We start from the raw sequence: 12,231 nt of genomic DNA, 5'->3' as shown, positions 1-12,231 counted from the left end.
GAAAATACCCTCTGCTCAGCGCGGTTACTGACCGCGACCAAGCTGCAGTACCTGACGGAAAATACGTTTGGTTGTATCAGCAACCTGAACGTTTGTTTCGTAGCCTTTCGAAGCGGACATCATATTTGCCATCTCTTCGACAATGTTGACGTTGGGCTTGTAGATATAACCGTTTTCATCAGCCATGGGATTGTTCGGTGCATACTCAATTTGCAGAGGTGCATCGCTTTCCACTACGCCTTTAACCTCAACACCCACGCCTTTACTCTGTTCATCTGATGCTCTGGCAAGTTCTGCGGCGAAAACCGGGTAGCGTGCCTTATAGGTTTCTTCGTAACTGCTGCTGACGCTGTTAGCGTTAGCAATGTTACTGGCGGTGGTGTTCAGACGGACACTTTCTGCTTCCATACCGGTACCGGAAATGGACATGACATTAAACAGGCTCATTAACTTTGCCCTCCACTTAAGGCCTTCTTCATACCTTTCAGTTTTCCTTCGAGAAATTGCAGGGTTGCCTGGTATCTCATTCCGTTATCCAGAAAGGCATTTCTTTCAGCCTGCACTTCAACGGTGTTGCCGTCCCCGGTGTCGGGCTGATTTGGGATTCGATAATCGATGTCGAAGCTGTTGATATTGAGACCGCCACCAATGTGATTTTCATGAGTGCGTTGCAAAGAACCCTGGCGCTGTTCACTGCGGGCGCTTTCCATGGCTTGCTTAAAGTCTATATCGCGGGCTTTGTAGCCGGGGGTGTTTGCGTTTGCCAGATTACCGGCAATCACTTCCATCTTCTGCTCTCTGATATCCAGCGCTTTTTTATGGAAACCGGTCAGATTGTCTAGGTTGATGGCCATGTAAAACACTCCACAGGCAAAGATTTCAACAACATCGAATTAAAAAGAGACTCAGAGTATGAATCGTCGTTTTCTTATTGTTGAAAACTTTGCAAATGAAGTGCCAAGTATTTTTTGACGCCCCGGGCGGGGCGTCAGGAGATTATTTATTTCTTTGATAGTAAAGGCCGGGATGGCACTTCACCATGGTAAAATGAGATCCGGCTTCACCGATAGATTCGGAAGCGCCGAGGAACAAAATCCCCCCGGGCTGCATCTGGGCGGCAATTTGTTGCAGTATCTTTTGTTTCACATCTGCCGGAAAATAGATCAGTACATTACGGCAAAATACGATGTCGAAGCGACCCAGGGCCGTATAACTGTGCAGCAGATTCAGGCTTTTAAAAGAAACCATTCTGCGTACTTCCTCATTGACCTGAACCATCCCCTCACTGTTGGGAGAGAAATAGCGTTGACGGCGTTCTGCCGATAACCCGCGGGCCAGAGAAAGTTCGTCATACACACCTTTGTTGCACTTCTCCAGCATGGCAGACGACAAATCTGTGCCGGTAATTTCCACGCCGGCTCTCAGAGCGCCGGGTTTTTGCCGCTGAAATTCCAGTACTGACATAGCGATGGAGTACGGCTCCTGCCCGGAGGAACAGGCGGCACTCCAGACCCGCAACCGGCGATTTTCACTGGCGTACTGCGGCAAGATATTATTAATAAGTAACTCGTAGGGATAATTATCACGAAACCAGAGAGTTTCATTGGTGGTCATGGCATCCAGAACGGATTGCAACAAATTACGGTTTCCACCCCGTACCACAGCTGCAATCAGTCCGTCCAGGCTGTCGTAGTCGTATTCGTACATCAAAGACGACAAGCGGCTACGGACAAGATATTGCTTGTTGTCGCCTAATGAAATGCCACACTGTTGCTGCAGAAAAGTTCCGAATTGACGGTAACTGTCGGCAGACACTTCTTTATTTTTCAAGCTTCCCTGGCCTCGTCAATCAATTAGACAACCATTTACCTACAGCAGTAGCAAGTTCATCAGGATGGAATTTTGCAATGAAATCATCGGCACCGACTTTTTGCACCATCGCCTGATTGAATACCCCGCTTAATGACGTGTGAAGAACCACTTTTAATTTCTGCAATTCGGGGGTGTTTTTAATTTCAGCCGTCAGTGTGTATCCGTCCATTTCCGGCATTTCTATATCGGAAACCAGTACGCCCACTTTATCTGTAACGTCGCCGGTTTCAGCAGCAATCTCTTTGAGACGGTTCAATGCTTCCAGGCCATTCTTAGCCAGCTCCATTTTCAGTCCCAGTGCCGTCAGCGCTTTTTTCACCTGACTGCGGGCAACAGAAGAATCATCGGCAATGAATATAATCTTATCTTCCTGAGCAGTGGTATCCAGCCCGGCGATAACATCTTTACTAACCTCGGCTTTGAGGGGAGAAATTTCGTTAAGAATTTTTTCTACGTCCAGAATTTCCACCAGCTCTTTATCCACTTCCGTAACGGCAGTAAGATAACTGGCGCGACCCGTCCCCTGCGGCGGTGGCATAATGGCATCCCAGTTCGTATTGATAATGCGTTCAACCGCGCCAACCAGAAAGCCCTGTACTGAGCGGTTGTACTCTGCAATAACGATAAACGCTGTTTCGAGGTTTTCAATCCGTCTGCCGCCTGTTGCCATGCTCAGGTCGATGACAGAAATGGTTTGCCCGCGGATATGCGCAATTCCCCGTACCAGTGAATTCAATTTAGGCATTGCTGTCAATGGCGGGCACTGCAGTACCTCCCGCACTTTGAACACGTTAATACCAAAGCGCTGACGGCCGTTGAGTCTGAACAACAGTAGCTCCAGCCTATTCTGCCCCACTAACTGCGTGCGCTGGTTAACGGAATCAAGAATGCCTGACATACATCACCTCTAATTTAAATTGGGCACGAACATTGCGTTTCACCATATCACTTAATGTTTAAAAACAGAATCGCCAAAAAAGTGACACTTTAACCATTACGAATCTAAAGGTTCTGCTTTTAATCATAGTCAAAATACAATGAACTGAACACGAAAAAAGTCATCATGCAGAAAAAGTTATCGAAATTATTGCAGAAATCTTTAAGCAGGCCGCTGATGGTTATGTTGCTGATGATGCTAAACATAGCCAGTATTCCGGCATTTGCCCAATCTTCAGCGCAGATGCGGGAAAAAATTAAGCAGGAAGCTCAGGCTTATCTGTTAAGCGCTATTGGGGACGCTCACGGCGACGATAATATTCAGGTAAGTATTGTGCCAGTTGATGACCGCATTCAGATCCCAGCCTGCCATACGCCTTTTCAGTATCACGCAGACAGCAGCGCCCTCACCCAGTCCTATATTTCAGTAAGAGTGAGTTGCGGCAACAATGACTGGTATCTGTTTACCAACGCACGGGTTGTGCGGACCCGCACGGTGGTGGTGACCTCCGGTCTTATCAGTCCTGGCACAGTGCTGACATCAGCAAACCTGAAGCTGGCTGAAGTAGACATTAACCAGTTACGGCACACCAGTTATATGTCGCAAAAGGAGCTTATCGGCGCGAGAATGAAAAGACGGGTCCGTGACGGCCAGCCTGTACAGGCAAATATGCTATGCTTTGTCTGTAAAGGTGATCGCATCACCATCCGTGCTCAGGCCGCGGGAATGCAGGTGAAAACGGCCGGCATCGCTAGACAGGACGGGGTAATAGGCGATAGTATTCAGGTAGTTAACGCATCGTCGAAAAAGACGCTTATCGCTGAAGTTGCCAGCACGCAAACAGTGGTTGTGAATTTATAGCCTCAAACAGTAAAAAACACTGAAAAAAGGTTAAAGATGCGCCAGTTCAGGCCGATAACGTGTATGAGGTGTTATTGGTAGTGGAAAAAATTTATGGCAATCAACAATGTTAACAATGGAACCCCTAAGGCGCCCATTGACAATGCAAAGCTGAATAATCAGCAGGCACAGACACAAACGGCGCAGCAACAGGAAGCTGCGGCGAAAAATACACAGACAACGGCTCCGCGCCAGGACTCTGTCTCACTGACTCAGTCTGCCCAGCAGTTAAGTCAGGTACAGAAGAAAGGCACTGAGGCGCCGGTCAATCAGGAAAAGGTCGACAAACTGAAGAAAGCCATTCAAAGTGGTGAGTATAAAATCGACCCGGATTCCCTGGCGCAGAAAATCGCACGGTTAGAAGCGCAGGTTTTTGGCATTAAATCGTAGAGAGTAATTTATGTCGCAGTCACTGGTACAGGCACTGGAGCAACAGATCGCAAACTTAACGCATCTGGCGACTTTGCTTGAACAGGAATTGCACCTGATCAGCTCCCGGGATGCTGAGGCATTGATGAATCTGCTCAAGGATAAAGAGCAAACCCTCGATACCATTCAGCAAAGTGATATTGCTATCAGTAAGCAATACACTGCACTTACAGCGGAAAAAACAGCGCCAGACGATGTTACCGCCTTGATTGCCCAGGCCAAAAAGCTTCTCGAAGAGTGTCAGTACCGTACATCAGTTAATCAAAAAGCCGTTGAACAGGGTCAGCTCAGGTTGACCCACCTGCGTAATTTAATGCTGGAAGTCCGCGCCAAAGAATCTCTGACCTACGATAAAAGCGGAAAGCCGAAAGGCTCCGGACTAGGCAGAGGCGTGAGCGCCTGATAACAGTGACAAGTACCAAAAAGCCCGTGAAAACGGGCTTTTTTGCTTTTTGCAGAAGACCGGAGCCAGTAAACCGGCTCAGTAATAAGTAACGTCTCTAATCCTTTTAGGCTTAGCGGTTGTCAGGTAAATATCGTACACCTTACGCATGTCCAGCTCTAACTCAGTAGCGTAAGTATCCTCGCCCACCGGATAACTTTTTATCACCCTCGCGCCGCGGATCACGCCTTCAACAGATGCTTTTAATTGTGAATCCTGCATCACCATGTTCGCCACCGACTGAGAACCATTCAGTCGCTGACCGTATACCTGCTCAGCCAGTTCGCGGTAGGCATCCAGCTTTGATGCTTTCATTGCCATCAGGGAGCGGTCATTTTCCGTCTGACCCATTTGCTGCGCAACCGGTGCATATCCTATCGCTGTCAGCACGGGGTAACTTTCCGGCTCCACCACTTCCCACTCAACATGCTTATCAATAAGCCCTGAGCAACCACCCAGCAGTAATACCAGACTGACGCCTGTCGCTCTTGCTGATCGCAGGATAATAGATTGCATAACCCACCTGTAGTTCTTAATCAGTTTGCTGAATGTCGCTGAACACCATTGTTCTGCATCCACAGCAGATTGTTTCTGTTACCCGTTTCCAGCAATAACCGTGCCCTGATGTTCTGCGCCATTTTTCAGACGCAATTTCAGGAACGTTTTTTGCTCTTGTCTTTGCACATAAAGCCGGAAACGCTGCTTTGCCAGCGGTTCCGCTTCATTTTAAATATGATTGCGGTGATAAAGATGACTCGAATTGACAATTTGCTCCGGCCAGCGGGGATTAAACTGTTTCTTACAGGGCTATTTTTATTACTGTCGTGGCAAACTTCTGCCGCCTGGTATGAAGCCAGAGGACAGGCACTCATCCAGGGCGGAGATAAAATTGCCGCCAAAGCAAAGGCCACCGAAGAGGCGATCAGACAGGCAATGATTTTTGCCGGCGCTTCTGTGCAAAGTGTTCAGATGCTGACCAACGGACTGTTGCAGGAAGACAGGCTTCAAATTAGTGCCAGCGGAGAAGTGAACAACCTTGAGCTTATTGATGAGAAATGGCACAGCGATTATGTAACAGTAACCATACGGGCAGATATTTTTCCGCAAACCGCTACTTGCAGTGTTGCTGACTTTCAAAAAACCCTGGTCACCACCTGGTTTCCTATCGAACACAGGGCGCAGGCACAGGACGGACAAATCCACGATTTATCCGAACAGGCACCCAGACACCTCCAGCAATTATTTAAAGCCCGCTCTGAATTAACTTCTCTGGCTCAGATAGTGCCCTACACTGTCAGATGGAACCGCGCTAATGTGCTGGCTCAGGCACCTGACCTGGCCCGTCAGAGCCGCTCACAATACATTCTGGCAGCAACCATTACAGATTTGAGTATGCTGCGTCCCGCTCACTCTTCACTGGCATTCTGGAAGAGTGATGATGCATTGCGTCAGTTTTCCCTCGATGTATCTCTGGTAGACGGTATGAACGGTGCCGTACTCATGCAGAAAAATTATGCTACCGAAGCCGTGTGGGAATTCGATCAGTTCTCACAGATTGATGTCAGCAGCTATCGGTTCTGGCAAAGTGAATACGGCAAAGCCGTCAACCGGTTGTTTACCGGCGTGGTTGAAGATATTGATGATATGCTCACCTGTCAGCCTGCTACCGGCCGGGTACTGGCCGTCAGAGGCGATGTCTTGCAGGTATCCATTGGCCGGAGTCATGGTATTCAACCCGGTGACGAACTCACCGTCTATAAAACCAGCCAGGTGCGCGATCCGCAGGGTATGACATTTTTGCAATATAACCTTTATCCCGTGAAAGTGCGGGTAACCAGCGCATCCGTTGACAGCGCTACGGTTGAAGCGGTTGACGGGGGAATTCTTGCCAATATCCAGCCCAATGATTTTGTAGCCAGACGATAGAAAACACGGTAAATCAGAGAATTGCGGGTTCAACTTCCATTCAGGATAGCTATAATAGCGGTTCTCCGGCAGTTCCGGACCGGATGTCCCTATAGTTTAATGGATAAAACAAGGCCCTCCTAAGGCTTAGATGTTGGTTCGATTCCAGCTAGGGACGCCATAGCGTTAAGCGACATATTCTTTGTGTTCGAGGTCAGCCATGCACCACCAGTTCGACGATGATGATTTACGTTCTTTCATGGAAGAGATGGGCGATGTACAACGGATAACTACAGACGACAAAGTATTCAATCACGACGCACAGGACAGCCTTGCGAAAAAGGCCAAAAGAGCCGCACTGGCCAAAGATAATCCGGACATATTCAATCCCCTCAGTATGGAAAACGTGAAACCCGTCAAACCCGACGATTTCATTGCTTTTCAACAACCCGGCATTCAGGACGGCGTGTTTAAGAACTTACGGCTGGGTAAGTATGAACTTGAACAGCGTATATCCCTTAAAAACCTGACCCTCGCTGAATCCAGAGACTTACTTTACAAGCAACTCAAAAACGCCCATGAACGGGGCACACGCGCTCTGCTTGTTCAGCATGGCAAAGGCGAAAACAGTAAACCGCTTCCGGCAATGAAAAAAAGCTACGTAAACCACTGGCTCGCCGAACTGGATTTCGTCATCGCGTGGCATACCGCACAACCCGGTCATGGCGGTTTCGGCGCAACTTATGTATTGCTGAAAAAACATCCGCAACAAAAGTTAATAAACCGCGAAAAAAATAGAAAAAGATAAAGTGGAAAAATTGCGATAATGATCTATGTTTAAAGACCGGCCGTTAAATGATATATGTGGCGGTTTTGAGATGTGTTTCAGGTGTTGCGTTTGCACCGAAAATCATTCTTGAGTTTACGAAATTGACTACACCAGAAGTTTTTGAAGACAGTACTAACCCACTCCGCAATGCGAAGAGAGCACTGTTAACTGACCCTGCGACTAAACAGCAATCAGATTGATTGCGAGCGCTTTTCGCTCACTTTTAATTCTGCGGAACTTGCGGAAGAACTGAATACAGCGGTCAGAATCATAAACAAGACTGCGACAGCGACACCGGTTAAACCGAACCCCTTACCAGAACGATACATATTCGTCTCTTATTATCTAACGTTAACTGCGGATCCCTAACGATCCTAACCAAACAACCCGCTTCCGTTGCTACCTTTTATAAGTCTTCCTGACACGCCTAATGTAAAACAGTGTTTTACAGATCACAAGAGATCGGTTCAAAAATTTGACACTGAAACAACTTATTTTTGGCGCTCAGTATATGCAGACCACGTCCGGTTAAAATTGTTCCGGAAAATGTAAAAATTAATCAATTTCCGTAAATCTTTGTAACTGAGCAGGAATGGGTATGGAGATGCGGCTTCCGCAAACAGCGAGTGCGGCCGGTTTCGAAAACTGAAAAGGCTGAAGATGTCAGCTTCCGCAACCAGCGAGTGCGGAAGCGACTCAAGTGCTGAACAGGTTGACTAACCAGCGCTCGCACAAAAAAAGAGGGGCTGCGTTTTAAAAACCGTTTTGGCAGGATTTGAAACCTGAAAAGGCTGGAGATTGAAGATTTCGCAGAACGGATTCCGTTGCAAAAGTTAAAAACCGTCAGCCGCAGGGAAGCGGCTGCCGAGCCCCCAGGGATGGGTTTACGGCGTGTTTTTAACTTGCAACGGTCTCCGTTCGTCAGCGAAATCGAAAACTACTAGCCGACGAAAACGCGGGCGTTGCGGAAGATGCGCATCCACGCGCCGTCTTCCTGCCAGTCGTCCGGGCGCCAGGAGTTCGCTACAGTACGGAATACACGTTCCGGGTGAGGCATCATAATCGTTGCCCGACCATCAGCAGATGTCAGACCCGTGATACCCGCCGGAGAGCCGTTCGGGTTCGCAGGATAAGTATCTGCTACCTGACCGTAGTTGTTCACGTAACGCAGGGCTACCTGATTCGCGCTCTGTACCGCACTCAGTGCGTCAGCAGAGGCAAATTCCGCCTGACCTTCACCGTGAGATACCGCGATAGGCATCATTGAACCTTTCATGCCCTGCAGCAGCACAGAGTTTGACTCCATCACTTCGACCATGGCAACACGGGCTTCAAAACGCTCAGACACGTTAGTCACAAAGTGTGGCCAGTTTTCTGTGCCCGGAATCAGGGATTTCAGGTTAGACAACATCTGACAACCGTTACATACACCTAAGCTGAACGTATCGTCGCGGTCAAAGAAAGCTGCAAACTGGTCACGGGCCTGTGCATTGAACAGAATCGACTTCGCCCAACCTTCACCGGCACCCAGTACGTCACCGTAAGAGAAACCACCACAAGCCGCCAGGCCTTTAAAGTTGTTCAGAGATACACGGCCGCTCAGAACGTCACTCATGTGCACGTCGATAGCAGTGAAACCCGCGCGGGTAAATGCTGCAGCCATTTCCAGATGAGAGTTAACGCCCTGCTCACGCAGAATAGCCACTTCAGGTTTCACACCCTTAGCAATGAAAGGCGCAGCAACATCTTCAGTAACATCATAGCTCAGCTTCGCGCTCAGACCAGGATCTGCCGCATCCTGCTTGGCAGCGTGCTCTTCGTCAGCACATTTCGGGTTATCACGGAGGCTTTGCATGTTATGTGTGGTTTCTGCCCACATGGTACGCAGGTTCACGCGGGTGTCGGTCAGTACTGCAACATCACCACGGTTGAACTCAACCATGTCTGTCGCATTCAGCGTACCAATATCGTGTAACAGCGCGCCCAGACCGTGAGCTTCAGCAATCGCTGTCACAGCTTCAACATCGCTTTCTGCTACCTGAATAACCGCACCTAATTCTTCGTTAAACAGTACCGCTAAGTCATCGTCAGCCAGACCATCAAGAGAAACGGTTACACCGGTCTTACCGGCAAAGGCCATTTCAGCAACGGTTGTAAACAGACCGCCGTCAGAACGGTCGTGGTACGCGATAACCAGTTCTTTTTCTACCATCGCCTGTACAGCGTTGTAGAAACCAAGCAGGGTTTCAGCGTTGTCCACATCAGCCGGTTTGTCGGCCAGTTGCTGATACACCTGTGCCAGACAGCTTGCACCCAGACGGTTCTGACCCGCGCCTAAGTCAATCAGCATCAGGCGGGTTGCGCCTTTATCTGTACGCAGTTGTGGCGTCAGCGTTTTACGAATGTCTTTTACTGCACCAAATGCCGTGATCACCAGTGACAACGGAGACGTTACTGCCTTGTCAGCACCATCGTCGTCCTGCCATGCCGTTTTCATCGACATGGAGTCTTTGCCCACCGGAATCGTCAGGCCCAGCGCCGGACACAGTTCTTCACCTACCGCTTTTACGGCTTCGTAAAGACCCGCATCCTCGCCCGGGTGACCGGCAGCAGCCATCCAGTTCGCAGACAGTTTGATACGCTTGATATCACCAATGTTTGATGCAGCAATGTTAGTCAGTGCTTCCCCCACTGCCAGACGGGCAGATGCTCCGTGAGACAGCAGTGCTACAGGCGTACGCTCACCCATAGACATGGCTTCACCATGATAGGTGTCAAACGCACTGGCGGTAACTGCAACGTCAGCCACCGGTACCTGCCACGGCCCCACCATCTGGTCACGTGAGACCAGACCGGTTACTGAGCGGTCACCAATGGTAATAAGGAAGGTTTTTTCAGCGACTGTTGGCAGACGCAGCAGTCGCTGAGCCGCATCAGCCAGCGTGATGTCTTCACGCTTCAGCGCTTCCGGCGCAACCGTTGCTGATTGTACATCACGATGCATTTTAGGCGGCTTGCCTAACAGTACATCCAGTGGCATATCAATCGGTTGGTTATCGAAGTCAGCATCGTGTAGCGACAGGTGCTGTTCTTCAGTAGCCTCACCCACTACCGCAAACGGGGCACGCTCACGGGCACAAATCGCCGCAAATTTTTCCAGGTTCTCAGGGGCGACAGACAGTACATAACGTTCCTGCGATTCGTTACACCACAGTTCCAGTGGCGTCATGCCCGCTTCGTCGGCCAGCACGTCACGCAGTTCGAATTTACCGCCACGACCACCGTCGTTAACCAGTTCAGGCAATGCGTTAGACAGACCGCCCGCACCCACATCGTGGATAAACTGGATCGGGTTGTTGTCACCCAACTGCCAGCAGGCATCGATAACTTCCTGACAACGACGCTCCATTTCAGGGTTGTCACGCTGTACAGAAGCAAAATCCAGATCTTCGTTAGACTGACCGGACGCCATAGAAGACGCCGCGCCGCCACCGAGACCGATATTCATTGCCGGGCCACCCAGCACGATAAGTTTCGCGCCAACGGTGATTTCGCCTTTTTCGATATGGGATTTACGGATGTTACCCAATCCACCGGCCAGCATGATCGGTTTATGGTAACCACGTACTTCCACACCGTTGAAGCTGGACACTTCCTGCTCATAAGTACGGAAATAACCTAACAGGTTAGGACGACCGAATTCGTTGTTAAACGCCGCGCCACCCAGCGGGCCTTCAATCATAATATCCAGCGCGCTGACAATACGCTGTGGTTTGCCATAGCTGATTTCCCATGGCTGCTCAGCACCCGGAATGCGCAGGTTAGACACGGTAAAGCCAACCAGACCGGCTTTAGGCTTAGAACCACGGCCTGTTGCACCTTCGTCACGGATTTCACCACCAGAACCGGTAGCGGCACCCGGGAACGGCGATATGGCTGTTGGGTGGTTGTGGGTTTCCACCTTCATCAGAATGTCGATATCTTCATGATGATATTCGTACTGATGCGACTGCGGGTCAGGGAAGAAACGACCCGCCTGCCAGCCTTCCATCACAGCTGCGTTATCTTTATACGCAGAGTGAACAAATTCAGGGTGGGTTTCGAAGGTGTTTTTAATCATTTTGAACAGGGACTTGTCCTGCTCTACGCCATCAATAGTCCAGCTGGCGTTAAAAATCTTATGCCGGCAGTGCTCAGAGTTGGCCTGCGCGAACATGTACAGCTCAACATCGTTAGGGTTACGGCCTAGACGGGTAAAGCTGTCAAACAGGTAATCAATTTCATCGTCGGCAAGAGCCAGACCCAGACTGATATTCGCATCAACCAGTGCCTGTTTGCCGCTTCCCAGCACGTCCACCGAGGTAAAGCTCTGGCCTTCGGCATGTTCAAACAATACTGATGCGCTTTCCGGCGCAGCAAACACTGATTCAGTCATGCGATCATGCAGTTCTGCTGCCACCAGCGATTTATCGGCATCTGTCAGCTCACCATTTACGTCAACATAATACGCACAACCACGCTCAATGCGGTCGATAGCCGTCAGGCCGCAGTTTTGTGCAATGTTAGTGGCTTTAGATGACCACGGAGAAATGGTGCCGGGACGGGGAGTGACAAAAAAGCACTCTCCCTGAGGCGCTTTCGCCTGAGTTTTCGGACCGTAAGTCAGCAATTTGTCGAGAACCTGACGGGCATCGTCAGTTAACGTGCCGGTTGTGTCCACAAGGTGAACAAACTCAGCGTAAATGCCATTCACAGTAATACCGGATTGACCCAGCCTTTCAATAAGTTTAGTTTGTCTGAATTCAGACAGTGCGGGAGCGCCTCTTAGGACCAACATATCGTTTTACCTGATTGTTTGGAAACAGCGTCTGACAGCTCAAACGCTATCTCTTGGATGCACGGGGATTTCGGCGCGGA

At 49.5% G+C, this 12,231-nt stretch carries 11 protein-coding genes and 1 tRNA gene; 6 read left to right on the top strand and 6 right to left on the bottom strand.

Annotated elements, in window-relative coordinates:
- Positions 1–24: 24 nt before the first annotated feature.
- From flgC to ACXAGC_RS12205, 4 genes are all read right to left on the bottom strand, one after another.
- Positions 25–447, bottom strand: a complete 423-nt coding sequence (flgC, locus tag ACXAGC_RS12220) for a flagellar basal body rod protein FlgC (protein ID WP_119500515.1) — start codon at positions 445–447, stop codon at positions 25–27.
- Positions 447–854 carry a flagellar basal body rod protein FlgB gene (gene flgB, locus ACXAGC_RS12215; RefSeq protein WP_119500514.1) on the bottom strand — a complete coding sequence of 136 codons (408 nt, stop codon included), beginning with the start codon at positions 852–854 and terminating at the stop codon, positions 447–449. Before flgB ends, flgC begins: the two co-directional genes overlap by 1 nt.
- 142 nt (positions 855–996) lie before the next feature.
- Positions 997–1,830, bottom strand: coding sequence for a CheR family methyltransferase (locus ACXAGC_RS12210; RefSeq protein ID WP_474844622.1), 834 nt, complete (start codon positions 1,828–1,830; stop codon positions 997–999).
- 19 nt (positions 1,831–1,849) lie between these two features.
- A complete protein-coding gene (locus ACXAGC_RS12205; RefSeq protein WP_474844621.1) occupies positions 1,850–2,770 on the bottom strand; it encodes a chemotaxis protein CheV in 921 nt (306 codons plus the stop codon).
- A 165-nt stretch (positions 2,771–2,935) separates the two neighbouring features.
- Here ACXAGC_RS12205 and flgA point away from each other — a divergent pair, with 165 nt between their 5' ends.
- From flgA to flgN, 3 genes are all read left to right on the top strand, one after another.
- On the top strand, positions 2,936–3,670 hold the full coding sequence (gene flgA / locus ACXAGC_RS12200) for a flagellar basal body P-ring formation chaperone FlgA (protein ID WP_474844620.1): 735 nt from the start codon (positions 2,936–2,938) through the stop codon (positions 3,668–3,670).
- 93 nt (positions 3,671–3,763) lie between these two features.
- Positions 3,764–4,099: a flagellar biosynthesis anti-sigma factor FlgM gene (gene flgM, locus ACXAGC_RS12195; RefSeq protein WP_119500510.1), complete on the top strand. Its 336-nt coding sequence runs from the start codon at positions 3,764–3,766 to the stop codon at positions 4,097–4,099.
- 10 nt (positions 4,100–4,109) lie between these two features.
- Positions 4,110–4,541 (top strand): flagellar protein FlgN, encoded by a 432-nt coding sequence (gene flgN, locus ACXAGC_RS12190; RefSeq protein WP_119500509.1) that lies wholly within the window; start codon positions 4,110–4,112, stop codon positions 4,539–4,541.
- A gap of 78 nt (positions 4,542–4,619) precedes the next feature.
- On the opposite strand, the gene ACXAGC_RS12185 is transcribed toward flgN, so the two are convergent.
- Positions 4,620–5,096, bottom strand: a complete 477-nt coding sequence (locus ACXAGC_RS12185; RefSeq protein WP_119500508.1) for an LPP20 family lipoprotein — start codon at positions 5,094–5,096, stop codon at positions 4,620–4,622.
- A gap of 234 nt (positions 5,097–5,330) precedes the next feature.
- On the opposite strand from ACXAGC_RS12185, the gene ACXAGC_RS12180 reads away from it, so the two are divergent.
- The 3 genes from ACXAGC_RS12180 (at position 5,331) to smrA (ending at position 7,293) form a co-directional block, all read left to right on the top strand.
- Positions 5,331–6,506, top strand: coding sequence for a flagellar assembly protein T N-terminal domain-containing protein (locus ACXAGC_RS12180; RefSeq protein WP_474844619.1), 1,176 nt, complete (start codon positions 5,331–5,333; stop codon positions 6,504–6,506).
- A gap of 85 nt (positions 6,507–6,591) precedes the next feature.
- A tRNA-Arg gene (locus ACXAGC_RS12175) sits at positions 6,592–6,666 on the top strand.
- A gap of 39 nt (positions 6,667–6,705) precedes the next feature.
- Positions 6,706–7,293, top strand: coding sequence for a DNA endonuclease SmrA (gene smrA, locus ACXAGC_RS12170; protein WP_474844618.1), 588 nt, complete (start codon positions 6,706–6,708; stop codon positions 7,291–7,293).
- Between the two features lie 961 nt (positions 7,294–8,254).
- Here the strand turns inward: smrA and purL are convergent.
- The gene (gene purL, locus ACXAGC_RS12165; protein WP_474844617.1) at positions 8,255–12,151 is read right to left on the bottom strand and encodes a phosphoribosylformylglycinamidine synthase; all 3,897 of its coding nucleotides are present in this window, start codon (positions 12,149–12,151) and stop codon (positions 8,255–8,257) included.
- Positions 12,152–12,231: the final 80 nt, after the last annotated feature.

The organism is Alteromonas sp. AWJ4_197, assembly GCF_056160285.1.
The sequence above is the reverse complement of the archived record's forward strand: the minus strand, read 5'-3'. Positions and strand labels throughout refer to the sequence as shown.

Coding starts and splice junctions, on each gene's coding strand:
- flgB (WP_119500514.1), bottom strand. CDS start 854: ATGGCCATCAACCTAGACAATCTGACCGGTTTCCATAAAAAAGCGCTG.
- flgC (WP_119500515.1), bottom strand. CDS start 447: ATGAGCCTGTTTAATGTCATGTCCATTTCCGGTACCGGTATGGAAGCA.
- flgN (WP_119500509.1), top strand. CDS start 4,110: ATGTCGCAGTCACTGGTACAGGCACTGGAGCAACAGATCGCAAACTTA.
- flgM (WP_119500510.1), top strand. CDS start 3,764: ATGGCAATCAACAATGTTAACAATGGAACCCCTAAGGCGCCCATTGAC.
- smrA (WP_474844618.1), top strand. CDS start 6,706: ATGCACCACCAGTTCGACGATGATGATTTACGTTCTTTCATGGAAGAG.
- ACXAGC_RS12180 (WP_474844619.1), top strand. CDS start 5,331: ATGACTCGAATTGACAATTTGCTCCGGCCAGCGGGGATTAAACTGTTT.
- purL (WP_474844617.1), bottom strand. CDS start 12,151: ATGTTGGTCCTAAGAGGCGCTCCCGCACTGTCTGAATTCAGACAAACT.
- flgA (WP_474844620.1), top strand. CDS start 2,936: ATGCAGAAAAAGTTATCGAAATTATTGCAGAAATCTTTAAGCAGGCCG.
- ACXAGC_RS12205 (WP_474844621.1), bottom strand. CDS start 2,770: ATGTCAGGCATTCTTGATTCCGTTAACCAGCGCACGCAGTTAGTGGGG.
- ACXAGC_RS12185 (WP_119500508.1), bottom strand. CDS start 5,096: ATGCAATCTATTATCCTGCGATCAGCAAGAGCGACAGGCGTCAGTCTG.